This window comes from uncultured Tateyamaria sp. (genome assembly GCF_947503045.1).
Lineage (GTDB): Bacteria > Pseudomonadota > Alphaproteobacteria > Rhodobacterales > Rhodobacteraceae > Tateyamaria.
Map to the genome: position 1 here is coordinate 1473763 of NZ_CANNCF010000001.1, position 17901 is coordinate 1491663.

The 17901-nt window shown below is 62.1% G+C and carries 20 protein-coding genes; 10 read left to right on the forward strand and 10 right to left on the reverse strand.

Translation table 11 applies throughout. The annotated features are described in order from the left end of the window. Positions 1-167: 167 nt before the first annotated feature. Positions 168-725, reverse strand: coding sequence for a DUF177 domain-containing protein (locus Q1A89_RS07440; protein ID WP_299725473.1), 558 nt, complete (start codon positions 723-725; stop codon positions 168-170). Between the two features lie 103 nt (positions 726-828). Here Q1A89_RS07440 and bamE point away from each other — a divergent pair, with 103 nt between their 5' ends. Together bamE and Q1A89_RS07450 are read left to right on the forward strand one after the other, a co-directional pair. Then, positions 829-1272, forward strand: a complete 444-nt coding sequence (gene bamE / locus Q1A89_RS07445) for an outer membrane protein assembly factor BamE (protein ID WP_299725476.1) — start codon at positions 829-831, stop codon at positions 1270-1272. A 67-nt stretch (positions 1273-1339) separates the two neighbouring features. Next, on the forward strand, positions 1340-2062 hold the full coding sequence (locus Q1A89_RS07450) for a GNAT family N-acyltransferase (RefSeq protein WP_299725478.1): 723 nt from the start codon (positions 1340-1342) through the stop codon (positions 2060-2062). Here Q1A89_RS07450 and Q1A89_RS07455 read toward each other — a convergent pair. Then, complete coding sequence (locus Q1A89_RS07455) at positions 2059-2652, reverse strand: hypothetical protein (RefSeq protein ID WP_299725480.1); 594 nt, start codon at positions 2650-2652, stop codon at positions 2059-2061. The genes Q1A89_RS07450 and Q1A89_RS07455 overlap by 4 nt on opposite strands. A 214-nt stretch (positions 2653-2866) precedes the next feature. Here Q1A89_RS07455 and Q1A89_RS07460 point away from each other — a divergent pair, with 214 nt between their 5' ends. Then, positions 2867-4675 carry an ATP-binding cassette domain-containing protein gene (locus Q1A89_RS07460; RefSeq protein ID WP_299725482.1) on the forward strand — a complete coding sequence of 603 codons (1809 nt, stop codon included), beginning with the start codon at positions 2867-2869 and terminating at the stop codon, positions 4673-4675. Positions 4676-4679: 4 nt separating this feature from the next. On the opposite strand, the gene Q1A89_RS07465 is transcribed toward Q1A89_RS07460, so the two are convergent. The 4 genes from Q1A89_RS07465 to mnmA all read right to left on the reverse strand — a co-directional run bounded on the left by Q1A89_RS07465 (position 4680) and on the right by mnmA (position 7663). Beyond that, positions 4680-5231, reverse strand: coding sequence for a sugar O-acetyltransferase (locus Q1A89_RS07465; RefSeq protein ID WP_299725484.1), 552 nt, complete (start codon positions 5229-5231; stop codon positions 4680-4682). Further along, a complete protein-coding gene (locus Q1A89_RS07470; protein WP_299725486.1) occupies positions 5228-5695 on the reverse strand; it encodes an MOSC domain-containing protein in 468 nt (155 codons plus the stop codon). Before Q1A89_RS07470 ends, Q1A89_RS07465 begins: the two co-directional genes overlap by 4 nt. A gap of 1 nt (position 5696) precedes the next feature. Next, a complete protein-coding gene (locus tag Q1A89_RS07475) occupies positions 5697-6452 on the reverse strand; it encodes a 3-hydroxyacyl-CoA dehydrogenase (RefSeq protein ID WP_299725488.1) in 756 nt (251 codons plus the stop codon). Positions 6453-6523: 71 nt separating this feature from the next. Continuing rightward, positions 6524-7663, reverse strand: a complete 1140-nt coding sequence (gene mnmA, locus Q1A89_RS07480; protein WP_299725490.1) for a tRNA 2-thiouridine(34) synthase MnmA — start codon at positions 7661-7663, stop codon at positions 6524-6526. Positions 7664-7786: 123 nt separating this feature from the next. Here mnmA and Q1A89_RS07485 point away from each other — a divergent pair, with 123 nt between their 5' ends. The 5 genes from Q1A89_RS07485 (at position 7787) to Q1A89_RS07505 (ending at position 13602) form a co-directional block, all read left to right on the forward strand. Further along, the gene (locus tag Q1A89_RS07485; RefSeq protein ID WP_299725493.1) at positions 7787-8065 is read left to right on the forward strand and encodes a DUF1153 domain-containing protein; all 279 of its coding nucleotides are present in this window, start codon (positions 7787-7789) and stop codon (positions 8063-8065) included. Positions 8066-8159: 94 nt separating this feature from the next. Then, positions 8160-8879: a response regulator transcription factor CtrA gene (gene ctrA, locus Q1A89_RS07490; RefSeq protein WP_299725496.1), complete on the forward strand. Its 720-nt coding sequence runs from the start codon at positions 8160-8162 to the stop codon at positions 8877-8879. A gap of 157 nt (positions 8880-9036) precedes the next feature. Next, positions 9037-11286, forward strand: a complete 2250-nt coding sequence (gene ligA / locus Q1A89_RS07495) for an NAD-dependent DNA ligase LigA (protein WP_299725499.1) — start codon at positions 9037-9039, stop codon at positions 11284-11286. Beyond that, the gene (gene recG, locus Q1A89_RS07500) at positions 11283-13370 is read left to right on the forward strand and encodes an ATP-dependent DNA helicase RecG (protein WP_299725502.1); all 2088 of its coding nucleotides are present in this window, start codon (positions 11283-11285) and stop codon (positions 13368-13370) included. Before ligA ends, recG begins: the two co-directional genes overlap by 4 nt. Positions 13371-13473: 103 nt before the next feature. Continuing rightward, positions 13474-13602: a hypothetical protein gene (locus Q1A89_RS07505; protein WP_299725505.1), complete on the forward strand. Its 129-nt coding sequence runs from the start codon at positions 13474-13476 to the stop codon at positions 13600-13602. Between the two features lie 199 nt (positions 13603-13801). On the opposite strand, the gene Q1A89_RS07510 is transcribed toward Q1A89_RS07505, so the two are convergent. After that, on the reverse strand, positions 13802-14254 hold the full coding sequence (locus Q1A89_RS07510) for an iron-sulfur cluster assembly scaffold protein (protein ID WP_299725508.1): 453 nt from the start codon (positions 14252-14254) through the stop codon (positions 13802-13804). Positions 14255-14313: 59 nt separating this feature from the next. On the opposite strand from Q1A89_RS07510, the gene hisI reads away from it, so the two are divergent. Continuing rightward, a complete protein-coding gene (gene hisI, locus Q1A89_RS07515; protein ID WP_299725510.1) occupies positions 14314-14703 on the forward strand; it encodes a phosphoribosyl-AMP cyclohydrolase in 390 nt (129 codons plus the stop codon). A gap of 35 nt (positions 14704-14738) precedes the next feature. Here hisI and gluQRS read toward each other — a convergent pair whose 3' ends face one another. From gluQRS to trmFO, 3 genes are read right to left on the reverse strand one after another with little or no spacing between them, the layout of a single operon-like run. Continuing rightward, positions 14739-15599, reverse strand: a complete 861-nt coding sequence (gluQRS, locus tag Q1A89_RS07520) for a tRNA glutamyl-Q(34) synthetase GluQRS (protein ID WP_299725512.1) — start codon at positions 15597-15599, stop codon at positions 14739-14741. Further along, positions 15596-16201 carry a methyltransferase domain-containing protein gene (locus Q1A89_RS07525; protein WP_299725515.1) on the reverse strand — a complete coding sequence of 202 codons (606 nt, stop codon included), beginning with the start codon at positions 16199-16201 and terminating at the stop codon, positions 15596-15598. Before Q1A89_RS07525 ends, gluQRS begins: the two co-directional genes overlap by 4 nt. Positions 16202-16243: 42 nt before the next feature. Continuing rightward, positions 16244-17596, reverse strand: a complete 1353-nt coding sequence (gene trmFO, locus Q1A89_RS07530) for a methylenetetrahydrofolate--tRNA-(uracil(54)-C(5))-methyltransferase (FADH(2)-oxidizing) TrmFO (RefSeq protein ID WP_299725518.1) — start codon at positions 17594-17596, stop codon at positions 16244-16246. A 117-nt stretch (positions 17597-17713) separates the two neighbouring features. Between trmFO and Q1A89_RS07535 the strand changes: the two genes are divergently transcribed. Further along, positions 17714-17866, forward strand: coding sequence for a hypothetical protein (locus Q1A89_RS07535; protein ID WP_299725521.1), 153 nt, complete (start codon positions 17714-17716; stop codon positions 17864-17866). Positions 17867-17901: the final 35 nt, after the last annotated feature.

A 17901-nucleotide genomic window follows, 5' to 3' on the forward strand; every position in this document is an offset into this window, starting at 1 on the left:
CGGGCATGTATCAAGCACCCGGGGTAAGGCGCAAATTCGGTCGTCCTGTTTCAGGCGTGACGTGCGTTTAGGCAATGGCCTAGCCCATGTCCAACCCAAAATGACGTGAAGCGCGGAAAATACGCATATCCGCGCCATGCGCAAGGCCAAATCACGGCCCCCTTCGCCTATTCGCCCGCGTCCTTGTCCAGCTTGGCCTTGAGGTCCGCAAGACCAGCAAAGGGGCGCACCGCCTCGTCCGTCAGGGGCGCCTTGCCCGGCTCGGTCAGTACCGTCTCGCCCAGGGCCACACCTTCGGCGCGCGGATAGTCGGGGACGGCCAGGCTCAGCGCCTCGGTCAGCACCGCCTCCGGGTCGATCCAGGGTCCAAGAGCCTCGACCTCGTCATCTTCGGGCATTTCCACTTCGGGATCGTCGAAGTCATCACTGAAATCGCGCAGGTAGACGCGGCGCACAGGCACATCGATGCGTGTTGTGACCGGGGCCAGCGTCACGCCGCAAGGCTGGGTCACCGTGGCGCCCAACTTGCCGCTCAGCAGCCAGTCCGCTGCCCCTTGGGCGCGTACCTCGCCGACAAAGCGCACCTTGCGCAGGCCGGTGAGGTCCAGCATCTCGGCCATGGCCTTCAATGCCGCCGCATCGGGCACAATTTCGAACCCGGTGCCCGCATTCTGGGCAAGGTCAGCAACCCGCAAAGCGGTGCGTGAGGGCGGTGTCATGGCCATGGCTTTTGCTTTCGTTTCTTGAACAGCGGGCAAACCTTGAGTAAGTCGAGATAAAAGCACGAGCCTCAGCAAGCAAGGGGCGGCGCAAAAAAGGGGGGCCGGTATGCGGACCTTGGCATTTCTGACACTGACGATGGTCACGCTGGCCATGGCCGGGTGCACACCGACATTCCGCAACCACGGCTATATCCCACCCGAAGAAGATTTGCAGGAACTGGTTGTAGGCATCGACACCCGCGCCAGCGTCGAGGATGTGGTCGGATCCCCCACCGCAGGCGGCGTGCTGGAAGGCGGCAATTTCTTTTATGTGCGCAGCACGGTCAAAACGTTTGGCCCCCGTCGCCCCGAAGTGGTCGACCGTCAGGTGCTTGCCATTTCCTTTGATGAGGCCGGAGTGCTCAGCAATATCGAAAGCTTTGGCCTCGAGGATGGCCGCGTCGTGACCCTGTCGCGCCGCGTCACCGACAGCAACATCACCAATGTCAGCTTCCTGCGTCAGCTTCTGGGCAATATCGGGCGGGTCGGTCCCGACTTTGGCGGCGGGTGAGGCGTCACGGCCCTGTCATGGGACATGTGCTAACCGCCCGATGCAGCAGATTGCGAGGGCATAGCGCATGATTGCAATGAACAAGGGCCGCTATCGCGCCTGCCAGGCGCAGGGCCCACATGACATCGCTGCCGCCCAGGGCCTGCGCGCCCGCTGCTTTGGTCTTGCCCAAGACACTGATCCCTTTGATCCGCTCTGCACCCACATCCTGATCCGGCGCGTCAATGACGAAGCCCTTGTGTGCTGTTTTCGGATGATGCCCCTGTCTGGGGCGGAAATCTCGCGCAGCTATTCGGCGCAATATTACGAGTTGGACGCCTTGTCTGGTTTTGCAGGCAACATGGTCGAGATGGGCCGTTTTTGCATTGATCCCGAGTTGAACGATCCCGACATCCTGCGTGTGGCGTGGGGGGCGGTGACCTCTTATGTGGATGCCAACGGGGTCGAGTTGCTGTTTGGCTGTTCGTCCTTTGCGGGCACCGAAACGGCGGACTATCTGGACGCGTTTGCGATGCTCAAGGCCCGCCATCTGGCCCCGAAACGCTGGCTGCCACGGGTCAAGGCGCCCCATGTGTTCCGCTTTGCCGCGCGTCTGCGCCGCAAGCCGGATGCGAAAAAGGCGATGGTGCGCATGCCACCTTTGCTGCGCACCTATCTGATGATGGGCGGTTGGGTCAGCGATCACGCCGTTGTGGATCGCCACATGAACACGCTGCACGTGTTCACTGGGGTCGAGATCGGTGCGATCCCGCCCGCGCGCAAACGGTTGCTGCGTTCGGTTGCCGGTTAGGCCCGGCTGCGCGCCTTGCGCCAGCGCAGACCGGCGAACAGGCCGATCCCGACCGCCAACAGGGGCAAACCTGCAGGCAGCGGCACGGGCGCAACCGGCGCAACCGGCGCAACCTGCGCAAGCGTGAATGGGGTGGTGATGTTTTCGAACGCGGTGTTCGGCACTGTGGGATTGGTCGGCGCGCGAAAGCCGAGCTGCGTGGTCGTCAGGCGCAGGTTTTCTCTTGTGTTATTGGTTGCGACATCTGCGGCCAGAAACAAGGTGGCGAGTGCCAGTCGATTTGTTTCGGACGTGGATAGGATAATATCGGTTGCGCTGACGGTGATCGTGGTCCCTGTTCCAGGGCCAAAGGTGCTGTTTGTTTCTGTAAAGGTGAAGGGGTTCGTCCCGTCGGTAGTTGCTGTGATGGAATAGCCCGTCACGACAGCGTCAAAACCTGCCGGATCAAAGCTACCGGTTGTTGAGATGTCGATCGTACCACTCAGGTCAACGAAGCTGCCATCGAAACTGATATTGTATGTGGCCGCATAAGCCGGTGCGGCGAGTGCTGTACAAAAGGCCGCTGCGCAAAGCGCTTTAACGAAATCCATAGTGAAAATCCTCTGGGGAAAATGAAACACGATGAGAATGTTAGCAGGCTTTGTGGTGTTGGCAACACACGTTTCATTCGCCCAACCGTGGCCCTCTGTATGAGAGACCAGCCACTCGGTGCACCAGCGATTTGATTGGCGAAGAGAAGCTGCAGCCCGGATCGACCGTCCGGGGGCTGTTGACGGGGTGCGTGCAAGCCACTAGCTGGCGCTCATGGCCCGTGTACCCCTTCTTCAACTCTCTGATATCTCGCTGACCTTTGGCGGCGATCCTGTCTTTGATAACCTGTCCCTCGTGATTCAGCCAGGGGACCGTGTTGCCCTTGTAGGGCGCAACGGGTCGGGTAAATCCACGCTGATGAAGGTGATGGCCGGGCTGGTTGAGGCCGACAAGGGCGAGGTGGTAGCAGGCCCGGGCATTTCGGTCGGCTATATGGAGCAGGACCCGGATATGGCGGGTTTTGCCACGTTGGGCGATTTCGCCATGTATGGGCTGGGGCCTGCCGATCTCTACAAGGTCGAGCGCGCGGGCGAGGGGCTGAAATTCGATCCTGCCCGCCCTGTGTCTACGGCCTCGGGTGGAGAGCGGCGGCGTGCCGCGCTGGCGCGGCTGATGGCAGAATCCCCGGATCTGATGCTGCTGGACGAGCCAACCAACCATCTGGACATCGAGGCCATTGGCTGGCTCGAATCCGAGCTGAAGGCCACCCGGGCCGGGTTTGTGTTGATCAGCCACGACCGAGCATTCTTGCGTGAACTTGCGCGCGCAACCCTCTGGATTGACCGCGGAATGGTGCGTCGGCAGGAGAAAGGCTTTGATGCGTTCGAGGCCTGGCGCGATACCACCTGGGACGAGGAAGACACCCAGCGTCACAAGCTGAACCGCAAGATCAAGGCCGAGGCCCGCTGGGCAGTCGAGGGCATTTCGGCACGGCGCAAGCGCAATCAGGGCCGAGTGCGTGCGCTGCAGGAATTGCGCGCCGAACGCTCCGCCCAGATCAAACGGCAGGGCACCGCCGCCATGGCGTTCGAGCAGGGCCCCAAGTCCGGGCGCAAGGTGATCGAAGCGCGCGAAATCACCAAGGCCTTTGACGACAAGACCATTGTCGAACCGTTCTCGCTGACCATCCAACGCGGGGACCGCATCGCCTTTGTCGGACCCAACGGGGTGGGCAAGACGACGTTGCTCAACATCCTTGTGGGGCGTGAGGCACCGGATTCGGGCTCTGTGACCCTTGGCACCAATCTTGAAATCGCTCTGTTTGACCAATCACGTGCGCAACTGGACCCGAACATGACCCTTTGGGACAGCCTGACCGGGGACCCGGACATGCGGGTAAGCGGCAAGGCCGATCAGGTCATGGTGCGTGGTGCCCCCAAACATGTGGTCGGCTACCTCAAGGAGTTCCTCTTTGACGAAGCGCAGGCCCGCGCGCCGATCCGTTCACTCTCGGGTGGGGAAAAGGCGCGATTGCTGCTGGCCAAGATCATGGCCAAGCCGTCCAACCTTTTGGTGCTCGATGAGCCGACCAACGATCTGGACGTGGAAACGCTGGACCTTTTGCAGGACCTGATCGACCAATATGATGGCACCGTCATGCTCGTCAGCCATGACCGCGATTTTCTGGACCGTGTGACCGTCACCACCATCGCGATGGAAGGGGACGGCAAGGCCACGGTCTATGCAGGCGGGTGGAGCGACTACCAATCCCAGCGTCGCCCCAAGCCGAGCAAGGAAGAAGTAGCCAAAGCAAAGGCTTCGGAGGCGAAGTCAAAGCAGAAGGACGCGCCGAAAACTGCCCTGACCTTTACCGAAAAGCACCGGCTTGAGGCTTTGCCTGCCGAGATGGAGCGTCTGGAGGCCGAGATCGTCAAGCTGCAAGAGTTGATGAGCGATCCGGACCTGTTCACCGAGAACCCGGTGAAGTTTCAAAAGGCCACGGATGCATTGATTGAGCGGCAGGAGCGCCTTGATGAGGCCGAAGAGGAATGGCTGACGCTTGAGGAAAAGGCGAGCGCCTGACGCCTCAGCGCGCCACTGCGCGGGCCGGATTGCCGACCACTGTTGTGTCTGCTGCCACGTCGCGCGTCACGACGCTGCCTGCCCCGACAATCGACCGATCCCCGATGGTCACACCCGGCAGGATGATCGCGCCCGCGCCGATCCAGACATTTTCGCCCAGGGTGACGGGCAGGGCCCGTTCGATCCCGGCGCGCCGTTTGACGGGGTCGCGGTGGTGATCGGCGCAGAGGATCTGTGCCCCGGTCCCGATCATCGTCCCACTGCCAATCCGCACGGGCGCGCTGTCGAGGATCACGCAATTTGCGTTGATAAAGACCTCATCGCCCAGATGGGTGTTGATGCCGTAGGAACAGTGAAACGGTGCCTCCACCAGGCAATCCGCGCCGACGCTTGCAAAGAGGCTACGCAAGGGTGCGCTCAAGGTCCGTCGTTCCGTCGGAGGCAGGTGGTTGTGGGCATGCACGGCCTCAAGTGTTGTGACCCGCAGGGCCTCAAGCGTGTCATCAAGGCAGCTATACCATTCACCGGCCTCCATTTTGTCTTGCTCGCTGGTCATTCCAGACAAATCGAATCGCCGGGCTGAATGGTTCCACTCGCAATGATCCGACAATTGAGGCCCGAACGATGTTCGAGCAGATCGCAGATCGTCTTTTTCGTGATCATGTCGATATATCGGCAGGGTGTGTTCAGCCGTCCGCCCTCCAGCACCACATCCCCGACGCGAAATCGACGCCCGACCAGATGGTTCAGCGGCACGTCGCGGGTGGTCAAGTTGCGCCTGTGCTCAACCGCATCCAGCGTGATGTCGTGATCGCGCGCCAGTGCCTCAATCGTTTCGACCTCGATCAGTGTGACCTCGCGGATGTCAGGCTGTGCGGAATAGGTGCCGGTGTCGATTCCCTTGGCATAGCGGTCCCCTTCGATGCCGACGCCCGCGATCAGAGTCGCCTTGCTCTGTTCGACCATGGGCGCGCGGGCATTTGGGGTGATGTGGATGCTCAACAGCGTGCCTTGCCACATCTCAGCGCATCCTCAGCGCGCCGTCGAGGCGGATCACCTCGCCGTTGAGATACCCCATCTCGACGATGAAACCGGCCAGCCGCGCATATTCCTGCGGATCGCCAAGGCGGGCCGGGTTGGGCACGTCTGCGGCCAATGCGGCCTGCACATCGTCCGGCAGACCTGCCAGCATCGGGGTTTTGAAGATCCCCGGCGCGATGGTCATCACCCGGATGCCGTCCTTGGCCAGATCGCGCGCCATCGGCAGAGTCATCCCCACGATCCCGCCTTTGGAGGCCGCATAAGCCGCTTGCCCCTTTTGCCCGTCAAAGGCGGCGATGGAGGCGGTGTTGATGATCACCCCGCGTGCGCCATCCGGTTCGGGGTCGTTCGCGCCCATGGCCAAGGCGGCAAGGCGGGCGACGTTGAAGCTGCCCACCAGATTGATGTCGATGGTCTTTTGAAAGGCGGGTAGGGGGTGGGGGCCGTCGCGGCCCACCGTCTTGATGCCGAGGGCGATGCCTGCGCAGTTCACCGCCGCGCTGATCCCACCCATCTTGGCGCCGCCCAGATCGATTGCTGCCTGAACCGAGGCTTCGTCCGTCACATCCGTTTGTGCGAAATGCCCCCCAATCTCGTCGGCCACGGCTGTCCCACGCTCCGCATCGCGATCAAGCAGCGTCACCTGCGCGCCCTGACTTGCGAAATAGCGCGCTGTCGCCTCGCCAAGGCCTGACGCACCTCCGGTCACGATGGCTTTGGTTGTGGCAAGTTTCATGGGGCACCTTCGTGTTGCGCGGAACTGGGGTGCAGATAAGCGCAAGGCGTCGCGCGGGGCAAGGCGCGCCCTTATCCCTTGTGGATCCACCCACCGCCAAAGATTCGGCTGGAATCGCGATCATAGAACACGCAGGCCTGCCCGGGGGACACGCCCGCCTCGGCAGCAACCAGTTCCACGGTCGCTTCGGTCGCACTGATCGGGCGAATCACCGCATCCGTCGGGGGCCGGGTCGAGCGGACCTTGACCGCCACATGCCATTCAGATCGGGCATTGAACGGTTCATCCCCCAGCCAATTGACCTCGCGCACGGGAACAGTGCGCGTGGCCAGCATGTCCTTGGGGCCGACGATCACACGGGCGTTGTCGGCATCCAGTTTCACCACGTAAAGAGGGTCTGCGAGCCCGCCAATCCCAAGGCCCCGGCGCTGCCCGATGGTGTAGTTGATCACGCCGTCATGGCGCGCCAGTACGCGCCCTTCGGTGTCGACGATATCACCGGGGGCCGCCGCCTCGGGGCGCAGCGTGCGGATCACGGCGGCATAGTCACCGTTGGGCACGAAACAGATGTCCTGACTGTCGGGCTTGTCCGCCACGCTCAGCCCGTATTTTGCGGCCAGCGCGCGGGTGTCATCCTTGGACGGCAAATGGCCCAGCGGAAAGCGTAAGTAATCGAGTTGCGCAGGCGTCGTCGAGAACAGGAAATAGGACTGGTCGCGGTTCGCATCGGCCGCACTGTGCAGTTCGGGGCCCGCGTCGCCCATCTTGCGCTGGATGTAGTGACCGGTAGCCATGCAGTCGGCCTCAAGATCCTTTGCGGTTTCCAGCAGGTCCTTGAATTTCACCCGCTCGTTGCAGCGGATACAAGGCACCGGAGTGGCGCCGCCCAGGTAGCTGTCGGCAAATTCGTCGATCACCGCGTCCTTGAAAACGTTCTCGTAATCAAGGACGTAGTGGGGAAACCCCATCTCTTCGGCCACGCGGCGCGCGTCATGAATGTCGATGCCTGCACAGCACGCACCTTTCTTGGCCAGGGCCGCCCCATGATCATAAAGCTGCAGCGTCACCCCCACCACGTCATAGCCCTGCGCCTTCAGCTCAGCCGCCACAACAGAGCTGTCCACGCCGCCGGACATGGCCACGACAACACGCGTGTCTTCCGGGGCTTTGGCAAAGCCCAATGAATTGAGCGGACCGGACTGGTCAAGCATGTCACGTCTCCTTGGGGGTATCGGCGCATATATATGAAAATGCGAAATAGTCTCAAGGGCAGGTTTAACCCGCCATTAGGGTCGCCGGGGCATGGTGCACGCGAAGCAGAAAAGAGCAGTGCAATGTATTTGAAAAAAGTCGATGGGCCCCGCGCGGTCACCTTGCCGGATGGCACGGTGCTGACTCGGGCCGACTTGCCGCCCCCATCCACTCGCCGTTGGGTTGCATCGCGCAAGGCGGCGGTCGTGCGGGGGGTGATTTACGGATTGCTGACACAGGCAGACGCGCTCGAACGCTATTCCCTAAGCGAAGAAGAGTTTTTGGCCTGGGTCAAGGCCGTTTCCGACCATGGTGAAGAGGCGCTGAAGGCGACTGCTGTGCAAAGGTATAGACAACTTTAGGTTGTTAAGCTATATTTCCCACAGGAGTAACGTGTGGTTAACTATTTAGGTTCACGTTTAGTTCAACACCGACACCCATAGTGGAGACTATTGAATGCGCGTGCTGCTTGTAGAAGACGACCCCACGACCTCCAAAAGCATCGAACTGATGCTGACCCATGCCAACCTTAACGTCTATGCGACCGATCTGGGGGAGGAGGGTATCGATCTTGCCAAGCTTTATGATTACGATTTGATCCTTCTGGACCTCGATCTGCCGGACATGAACGGCCACGAGGTGCTGCGCCAGCTGCGGCTTGCCCGGGTCGAAACGCCCATTCTGATCCTGTCGGGTGCGGATGACACGGAAAACAAAATCAAAGGCTTCGGTTTCGGTGCCGACGACTATCTGACCAAACCCTTCCACCGCGAAGAGCTTGTGGCACGCATCCACGCGATCATCCGCCGCTCCAAAGGGCATTCCCAGTCGGTGATCGATACCGGGGCCGTGTCGGTCAATCTGGATGCCAAGACCGTCAGCGTCGACAGCAAGGCCGTGCATCTGACCGGCAAGGAATACCAGATGCTCGAACTGCTCTCCTTGCGCAAAGGCACAACGCTGACCAAGGAAATGTTCCTCAACCACCTTTATGGGGGCATGGACGAACCCGAACTCAAGATCATCGACGTCTTCATCTGCAAGCTGCGCAAAAAGCTGAGCGTGGCCACCGGAGGCGAGAACTATATCGAGACAGTATGGGGCCGTGGCTATGTGCTGCGTGATCCCGAACCGGCCCAACAAACAGACGATACGCGGCTGGCCGTCGGAGCCTGAACCGCCTCAAACGTTAAGACAGGCCGGCGCAGTTAACCACTGCGTCGGCCTTTTTGCTGCCTGGACATGTGTTCATCTCTCCCCGAATTCGCGATCAATGACTGGACCCGGCGCGCACACGCTTTTATCCCTGGGCGAGAAGCAGACGGGGACAGACGTGAGCGCAGATACACCCATCAACGACTTGTCACCCGAAGAGGCCCGCGCGGAACTGGCGCGGCTGGCTGCGGTGCTGGCAACGGCGAACACCGCCTATCACGGCGCAGATGCGCCCGAGATATCGGATGCCGATTATGACGCGCTCAAGCGGCGCAATGCCGGGATCGAGGCGCGCTTTCCCAAGCTCAAACGCGCCGATAGCCCCTCGGACCAGGTGGGGGCCGCCCCGTCAGAGGGGTTTTCAAAAGTTACTCACGCGGTCGCCATGCTGTCGCTCTCCAACGCATTTGATGACACGGACATCACCGAATTCGACACCCGCATTCGCAAATATCTTGGCCTCAATGCTGATGCGGCCCTTGCCTACACCGCTGAGCCCAAGATCGACGGCTTGTCCCTGTCCCTGACCTACAAGAACGGCGCGCTGGCACAGGCTGCCACGCGCGGCGACGGGGCGGTGGGCGAAAACGTCACGTCCAATGCGCGCACGATTGCCGACATCCCCCAGACCCTCACCGACGCGCCCGACCTGCTGGAAGTGCGCGGCGAAGTCTACATGTCCCACCCGGATTTCGACGCACTGAACGACCGCCAGCGCGAGGCCGGGCAAAAACTCTTTGCCAATCCACGAAATGCTGCCGCCGGATCGCTACGCCAACTGGATTCCAGTATCACCCGCGCGCGCCCGTTGCGCTTCTTTGCCTATGCCTGGGGGGCTTTGTCTGAACCGCTGTCCGACACGCAGCATGGTGCCATCGAACGCTTCAAAACGCTTGGATTTCAGACCAACCCGCTGACCGCGCTCTGCAACGGCCCTGACGAGATGATCGCGCACTACCGCTTGATCGAACAGCAACGCGCATCGCTCGGCTATGACATCGACGGCGTGGTCTACAAGGTCGACGATCTGGCGCTGCAGGGGCGGCTTGGGTTTCGCTCGACCACGCCGCGCTGGGCGATTGCCCATAAATTTCCCGCCGAACTGGCCTGGACGCGGCTTGAGGCCATCGACATCCAAGTGGGGCGCACCGGCGCGCTATCGCCGGTGGCGCGGCTTGCGCCTGTGACGGTCGGCGGGGTCGTCGTGTCCAACGCGACACTGCACAACGAGGACTACATCGCCGGGCGCGACAACACCGGTGCACAGATCCGCGGGGGCAAGGACATCCGTGTGGGCGACTGGGTGCAGGTCTATCGCGCCGGTGACGTAATCCCGAAAGTGGCGGACGTGGACCTGTCCAAACGTCCCGAAGACGCAACACCATTCCAGTTTCCCAAGCTTTGCCCCGAGTGCCATTCAGATGCCATTCGCGAAGAGGGTGACGCGGTTGCCCGCTGCACCGGCGGTCTGATCTGCCCTGCACAAGCCGTTGAAAAGCTGAAGCATTTCGTCAGCCGCGCCGCCTTTGACATCGAGGGGCTGGGCGCCAAGCAGATCGAGATGTTCTATGGCGATGATCAACTGCCGATCCGCGAACCTGCCGACATCTTTACCTTGCAAGAGCGGGACGCGTCCAATCTGACCAAGCTCGCCAATCGCGATGGCTGGGGCGATAAAAGCGCCGAAAATCTGTTTCAGGCCATCGAGGAAAAGCGGAACATCCCGCTGAAAAAGCTGATCTTTTCCCTTGGTATCCGCCATGTGGGCGAGGTGGCGGCGGCCGATCTGGCCCGCCATTTCGGCAATTGGGAAACGCTGCTCGACGCGGTGGATCGTGCAGCGCTTGCAGCGAGTTGTCATCTGCAGGCCGACGCGGCCGAGGCGCAGGAGCGTATCGCCGCGCAAGCCGAAGGCCGGCGCGCCCGCATCAAACCCACGCGCGACGCGGTCTGGGCCGGCTTGGAGGCTGACGCCAAATCCGCCTGGGACGCGCTGACCGGCATCGACGGCATCGGCGCGACCGTCGCCGTCGCCCTCGTCACCACCTTCCGGCAAGAGGCCGAACGCGCCAGCATCGACCGCCTTGTTGCGCACTTGGCCATCGCGCCCGAGGACGCGCCCGCCGACACCGACAGCCCCGTGGCGGGCAAAACGGTCGTCTTCACCGGCACCCTCGAAAAGATGACCCGCGCCGAGGCCAAGGCGCGCGCCGAGGCGCTGGGGGCCAAGGTTGCCGGTTCGGTCAGTGCGAAAACCGATCTGCTGGTCGCGGGGCCAGGCGCCGGATCCAAGGCGAAAAAAGCTGCCGATCTGGGCATCGAGACGCTGGACGAGGATGGCTGGCTGGACCTGATCGGCGCTTCATGAGCCGTCCCGAGATCCTGTTTCCGCTGTTTGCGGACCTCGAAACGCTCGAAGGGGTCGGCCCGAAAACCGCCCAGCATCTGGGTGCGCTTGGCGTCACGGCACCACGCGATCTGCTGTTCACACTGCCCCATACGGGCATCGACCGCACCTTGCGCGACACGATTCAGGACGCGGTTCTGCCCGCGACGCTCACGGTCCGGATCAAGGTCGGCGCGCATCACGCGGCGCGCAGTCGCGGTGGGGCCCATCGCATTCACGTGGAGGACGGGGCGACCTCGTTCCAGCTTGTCTTTTTCCACGGGCGCAGCGATTACCTGACCAAAGTGCTCCCCACCGGGTCCGAACGGGTCGTGTCGGGGCGCGTCGAATTGTTCGATGGGATTGCCAACATGGTGCATCCCGACCACATCCTGCCGGTCGAAGAGGCGGGCGACATTCCCGGTTTTGAACCCGTCTATCCGCTCACCGGCGGTGTCACGCAAAAGACCATGTTCAAGGCCACGCGTTCGGCCCTGACCCGTGTGCCGGACGTTACCGAATGGATCGATCCGGGCCAGATCGAGAAGGCCAAGTGGCCCGGTTTCGCCGATGCGGTCGCGCAGGCCCATGCGCCCACCGGTCTGGGTGATCTTGCCGCCACGAGCCCCGCACGCACCCGTCTGGCCTATGACGAGCTGTTTGCCCACCAGATCACACTGGCGCTGGCGCGCGCCTCGGAACGGCGCGTGACCGGGCAGGTGACCCAAGGCACGGGCGCGTTACAGGCGAAGGTGCGCGCCGATCTGCCTTACGCTCCGACCGGCGCGCAGGATCGCGCGATTTCCGAGATCGCCGCCGACATGGCCCGTGAGACGCGGATGAACCGCCTGCTGCAGGGCGACGTGGGTGCGGGCAAGACGCTCGTGGCCTTCATGGCGCTGCTCGTTGCGGTCGAGGCGGGCGGGCAGGGGGTGATGATGGCTCCAACAGAAATCCTTGCGCGTCAACATCTTGAAGGGTTGCAGCCGCTCGCGGAAAGCGCAGGCGTGGTGCTCGAAATCCTGACGGGCCGCGACAAGGGGGCTGAGCGGCGCGCCAAACTTGCCGCCCTTGCGCGCGGCGATATCCAGATCCTCGTGGGCACCCATGCGGTGTTTCAGAACGACGTGGTGTTCGCCGACCTGCGCCTTGGTATCGTGGACGAACAGCACCGCTTTGGTGTGCGTCAACGGTTGGCGCTCGGTAAGAAAGGCGCGGCCTCGGACGTGTTGGTGATGACCGCCACCCCGATCCCGCGCAGCCTTGCACTGGCGCAATATGGTGACATGGACGTGTCGGTGTTGGACGAAAAGCCACCCGGGCGCAAACCGATCAAGACGGCGCTGGTCAGCACGGGCCGCATGGACGAGGTGATCGAGCGCTTGCGGGCCGTGATGAAAGAGGGGCGGCAGTGCTATTGGGTCTGCCCGTTGGTCGAGGAAAGCGAAGCGGTGGATTTGACGGCCGCCGAGGAACGGTTCAAACGTCTGCGCGCCACTCTTGGCGAAGGGCGCGTGGGGCTGGTCCACGGGCAGATGCCACCGGCCGAGAAGGACGCGGCGATGGCCCGTTTTCAGGCCGGAGAGACGGGGGTGCTTGTCGCAACCACGGTGATCGAGGTGGGCGTGAACGTGCCCAATGCGACGATCATGGTGATCGAACGCGCAGAGACGTTTGGCCTGGCGCAACTGCACCAGCTGCGGGGTCGCGTCGGGCGGGGCGAGGCGGCCTCGACCTGTTTGCTGATGTACCAGGCCCCCCTTTCGGAAAGTGGGCAAAAGCGGCTCGAGGTGCTGCGCGCAACCGAGGATGGCTTTGCCATTGCCGAAACGGACCTGCAGATGCGCGGATATGGCGATCTGATCGGCACGGCCCAGTCGGGCGTGCCCCGTTTTCGCATCGCTGATCTGGAACGGCAGGGCGCGCTGATGGCCATTGCCCAAAGCGACGCGCGCAAGTTGCTGAATGATGACCCCGACCTGACCAGTGCGCGGGGGCAGGCGGCGCGTGTTCTGCTCTGGCTCATGCGGCAGGACGAGGCGATCCGTTTGATTTCAGTGGGTTAGCACCAAATGTGCTAAAAAGTTCGCAAATGTTCTTAAAAAGTTCTTTACGAAGCGTTAAGGATATGAGAACAAAGGGGCAACTCCAGAGACGAAAGGCACTGACATGACCACGCTTCGCACACTGAAAGATGTCGCAACCCGCGCTGAGGCCACGCTGCTTCAGGATATGCTGGGTGCCGGGGCATTGGCAGTGATGCTGGTGGTTGCGCTGTACCTTCCGTCCTTGTTCTGAGTTTCTGCCTGCGATCTTGCTGTGATCCCACATTTGCGCCCGTCCCAATTGGCGTCTTCACATGCGGCTCTGCCTGCCGCCTCGTGACCCTGTTTGCCGCAGGGGTTATCGGATCCGTCCCCCGCAAGACACGCTTACCTTGCGCCGCCATCCCTTTGGATGTGCGGCGTTTTTTTTGGTTTTCAGTCGGGAGGGGCGGTCAGGCGCAGTCGGATTGCAGTGCCTGTTCCATCGCTTCTGCCGTCGCTTCGATGGCCAGCAGGATCGAGGCGTGGCGGTTCTTGAACTCGCGCGCGGGTTCAAGCACTTCGAACCCGTCAAAGGGGGCGGAGGGCACAGGGCCATTCGATTTCAGCATCGCGCGCAATTCATCGCGTGCGCGTTGCACTTCGGCCAGCGACCGGCCGACAACCGCATGTCCGGTCACGGCCGCTGCCGCCTGACCCAGCGCGCAGGCCTTCACGTCCTGCCCATAACCCGCGATCCGCCCGTCCTGAACGGACACATCCACCGTCACGGTGGAGCCGCAAAGCGGCGAGCGTTTCTTGACGCTTGCATGGGGATCGGCCAGCCGCGCGGTGTGTGGCATGTCGGCTGCCAGCGCGAGAATGCGGGTCGAATAGAGTTTGATCAGGTCGGTATCGGCGGGCATGTCCCCTCCGGCTCTGGTGTCTGGTGTCGTTGTGTCCTACATAATCGCCTGCCCGCCAGATGCAAAAAGGTTTTGCCATGACGCCCGCCTTTGATCCCGCAACTTTGCGTTACAACGCGCAGGGCTTGGTCCCCGCCATCGCGCAGGATGTCGCAAGCCACGAGGTGCTGATGCTGGCGTGGATGAATGCCGAAGCCGTGGCGCAGACGCTGGAAACGGGTCGCGTGACCTATTGGTCGCGTTCGCGTCAGGCGTTCTGGATCAAGGGCGAGACCTCTGGAAACGTGCAGGAACTGGTGTCGCTGCGTGTCGATTGCGACCGCGATTGCCTGATCATGCAGGTGCGCCAGACCGGGCCAGCCTGCCATACAGGGCGTCGTACGTGCTTTTACACAGACGTGACGGATGGGTCCGAAGTTGAGTTGATGGCACCGATGCAGGGGGGATAGCCCCCCGTCGCTGTGCGACTCCCCCCAGGATTTTTCTAAATCAGAGAAGGGGACAACCCCAGCATTTGGCGTATGTCGGCGGGCGTTGCACCTTCTGCGCGGTATTTTGCGATGGCACGCGCATCATCCCGTTTGGCGAGCCGTTTGCCCGCATCGTCGCGGATCAGGCGGTGGTGGTGGTAGATTGGTGTGGGCAGGCACAGCAGGTGTTGCAGGATCACATGGATTTGCGTGGCTTCGGCCAGATCCGCGCCGCGTATCACGTGGGTGATGTCTTGGGCGGCGTCGTCGATGACGACCGAAAGGTGATAGGACGTGCCCATGTCCCGCCGTGCCAGAACGATATCGCCGGTTGTAGTCGGCATGTCCATGATTGCGATCTCGCCCGCGTCCATGCCGGTTTCGGTGTAAGAGAGTGCGCCGGAGATTGTCGCCAGTGCCGTAGCCATGTCGAGGCGCAGTGCAACATTCTTTGGGCGTGGCCCTGTGCGCGGATGTTTTGCGCGGCAAGTGCCGGGATAGATCAGACCGTCCGGGCCGTGGCTGGGCACCCCTTCCTGTGGTGCGTTTGCGGCCTCTTCGATGTCGCGGCGGGTGCAATCGCATTGATAGAGAAGGTTATTTTCCCACAAATTATCAAGGGATTGTGCGTACGCCTTCATGTTATCTGATTGCCGCAACACCGGTTCAGGCCAGTTGAGCCCAAGCCATGCCAGATCGTCAAATATCTGCGCTTCCCATTGCGGGCGTGCGCGGGACTGATCAATGTCCTCGATCCGCAACAGGAACGTCCCACCGGCGCGCTGCGCCAGGTCAAAGGCCAGCATCGCCGAATAGGCGTGGCCCAGATGCAGAGGTCCCGTCGGGGATGGCGCAAAACGAGTGGTGAATGTCACGCTTTTTCAAGCACGTAGACGTTCGCGTTCAACCCGATTCCGGGCAGGTGCGGACCGTGTTCTTTGAACAGCAGACGGGCCGCGCCGCAATCGGTCCACTCGGCGATCCCGGCCTCGTTGCTCGGGTCCTCAAGCGCGTGATCGTTAAAGGAAAACACCAGCTTTCCGTCCCGCGGCAGCGCACGCATCAACATGTGCAGGACTGAAATGGGGGCAGCACCGGCGCCGATCACGCCAATGGCGGTACAAAGCGGATAATCCTTGCGCGGCAGGTCGTCGCCGGCCTCGATCTGCTCAAGATGGCGGTAAACACCCTTGGTCCGCGCGCCTTCGAGCATCTCGGCCGAGAGGTCGAGGCCATCGATCGTTTCAAACCCGGCCAGCTTGAGCGCTAGGCCGGACAAGCCCGTGCCACAGCCAAAATCCAGGACAGGCGCGCTCAGATCGTCGGCGTAGGATTTCAAAGCGTCCGCGCAGCGCTGCGGCGTGGCATAGCCGTTTTCGCCGATTTCGGCCTCGTAGCTTGCCGCCCAACTGTCATAGAGGCTGCGTGTCGACCCCGCGTCGCGGGCCTGATAGGCCTTGTCCAGAAATCCGGTCATGGCGGCAGTTTAACGCCTCGGGTCCCAGCGTCCAGAGGCTTGTCAGGCGGCGGCCGCCTGCGGGGCGAGCCAGGTTTGCCAGTCGTCCTTGGCGCGGTCGGTGTAGGCCTTGTAGCGGTCCTTGCGGCCCCGACGCCCGCTCTTGAGGCCCTCAACCAGGGGAAACAGGCCGAAATTCACGTTCATGGGCTGAAAAGTTTTGGCGTCAGCCCCGCCGGTGATGTGGGTGATCAGCGCGCCCATGGCCGTGGTGGGCGGGGGCACGTCCAAAGCGCCGCCAAGGATTTCGGTGGCCGCCAAGCGGCCCGCGAGCAGCCCCATGGCGGCGGACTCCACATATCCCTCGACACCCGTGATCTGCCCGGCAAAACGGATGTTGGGGCGCGATTTCAGACGCATATCCGCGCTGAGAAGCGTGGGCGAATTCAGGAACGTGTTGCGATGAATGCCGCCCAAACGGGCAAAGCTGGCATTCTCGAGCCCCGGAATCATTTTAAAAACGTCGGTTTGCGCGCCGTATTTCATCTTGGTCTGAAAGCCGACGATGTTGTAGAGCGTGCCGAGTTTGTTGTCGCGGCGCAGTTGCACGACCGCGTGGGCCTTGACGTCCGGTTGGTGCGGATTGGTCAGGCCCACAGGCTTCATCGGGCCAAAGCGCAGGGTTTCGCGCCCGCGTTCGGCCATCACTTCGATGGGCAGGCAACCGTCGAAATAACCCGCCGTTTCGCCCTCATGAAACTCGGTCTTGTCCGCAGCAAGCAGCGCATCGATGAAGGCCTCGTACTGGTCGCGGTCCATCGGGCAGTTGAGATAGGCGGTGCGCTCTTCCTCGGTCTCGCCCTTGTCATAGCGCGACTGCATCCAGGCCTTTTCCATGTCGATGCTGTCGAAATAGACGATGGGCGCGATCGCGTCGAAAAAGGCAAGCGCCTCGGCCCCGGTCTCGGCCGCAATTGCCTGACCAAGCGCGGATGACGTCAGGGGCCCGGTGGCTATGATCCACTGCCCCTCGGCGGGCAGTGCGGTGATTTCGCCATATTCGACGCGGATATTGGGATGAGCGACCAGCGCATCCGTCACCGATTGGGCAAAGGGGTCGCGGTCGACCGCCAGTGCGCCACCGGCAGGCAGGCGGTGCTTGTCCGCGCAGGCCATGATCAGCCCGTTTGCCGCGCGCATTTCCCAATGCAGCAAGCCCACCGCGTTTTGTTCGCTGTCATCCGAACGGAAGGAGTTCGAGCACACCATTTCACCCAGCAGCCCGGTCTGATGCGCGAACGTGCCGACCTTTGGGCGCATTTCATGGATCACCACCTGAACGCCCATATGAGCGGCCTGCCATGCGGCCTCGGATCCGGCCATGCCGCCGCCAACGATGTGAAGTTCCTGTGCCATGGCGCGGATGTAGGGCAAGCCTGCGCATTCCGCAATCCTGCATCCCCTGATGTAGATCAATCGGGGCTGTGGGATGCCCTCTAGGGTCCGCATCACACGGAACGTCTGGAGTGAGACATGAAACCAGTTCTTTATTGCCTTGGCCTGTTGGCCGTCCTTGCCCTCAGCGCTTGCGAGCCGCCTGACCGTTATCCGGTGTCTGGTGAGCAATGTGGGCCCGAGGATCCGGTGCTGGATCTGTCGGTCGATGACTGCACGCCACCGGTATAGGGTGGTGCTTTGATCGCTGATGGGGGGATTTTTGG

Coding starts and splice junctions, on each gene's coding strand:
- Q1A89_RS07440 (WP_299725473.1), bottom strand. CDS start 725: ATGGCCATGACACCGCCCTCACGCACCGCTTTGCGGGTTGCTGACCTT.
- bamE (WP_299725476.1), top strand. CDS start 829: ATGCGGACCTTGGCATTTCTGACACTGACGATGGTCACGCTGGCCATG.
- Q1A89_RS07450 (WP_299725478.1), top strand. CDS start 1,340: ATGATTGCAATGAACAAGGGCCGCTATCGCGCCTGCCAGGCGCAGGGC.
- Q1A89_RS07455 (WP_299725480.1), bottom strand. CDS start 2,652: ATGGATTTCGTTAAAGCGCTTTGCGCAGCGGCCTTTTGTACAGCACTC.
- Q1A89_RS07460 (WP_299725482.1), top strand. CDS start 2,867: ATGGCCCGTGTACCCCTTCTTCAACTCTCTGATATCTCGCTGACCTTT.
- Q1A89_RS07465 (WP_299725484.1), bottom strand. CDS start 5,231: ATGACCAGCGAGCAAGACAAAATGGAGGCCGGTGAATGGTATAGCTGC.
- Q1A89_RS07470 (WP_299725486.1), bottom strand. CDS start 5,695: ATGTGGCAAGGCACGCTGTTGAGCATCCACATCACCCCAAATGCCCGC.
- Q1A89_RS07475 (WP_299725488.1), bottom strand. CDS start 6,452: ATGAAACTTGCCACAACCAAAGCCATCGTGACCGGAGGTGCGTCAGGC.
- mnmA (WP_299725490.1), bottom strand. CDS start 7,663: ATGCTTGACCAGTCCGGTCCGCTCAATTCATTGGGCTTTGCCAAAGCC.
- Q1A89_RS07485 (WP_299725493.1), top strand. CDS start 7,787: ATGTATTTGAAAAAAGTCGATGGGCCCCGCGCGGTCACCTTGCCGGAT.
- ctrA (WP_299725496.1), top strand. CDS start 8,160: ATGCGCGTGCTGCTTGTAGAAGACGACCCCACGACCTCCAAAAGCATC.
- recG (WP_299725502.1), top strand. CDS start 11,283: ATGAGCCGTCCCGAGATCCTGTTTCCGCTGTTTGCGGACCTCGAAACG.
- Q1A89_RS07505 (WP_299725505.1), top strand. CDS start 13,474: ATGACCACGCTTCGCACACTGAAAGATGTCGCAACCCGCGCTGAGGCC.
- Q1A89_RS07510 (WP_299725508.1), bottom strand. CDS start 14,254: ATGCCCGCCGATACCGACCTGATCAAACTCTATTCGACCCGCATTCTC.
- hisI (WP_299725510.1), top strand. CDS start 14,314: ATGCAAAAAGGTTTTGCCATGACGCCCGCCTTTGATCCCGCAACTTTG.
- Q1A89_RS07525 (WP_299725515.1), bottom strand. CDS start 16,201: ATGACCGGATTTCTGGACAAGGCCTATCAGGCCCGCGACGCGGGGTCG.
- trmFO (WP_299725518.1), bottom strand. CDS start 17,596: ATGGCACAGGAACTTCACATCGTTGGCGGCGGCATGGCCGGATCCGAG.
- Q1A89_RS07535 (WP_299725521.1), top strand. CDS start 17,714: ATGAAACCAGTTCTTTATTGCCTTGGCCTGTTGGCCGTCCTTGCCCTC.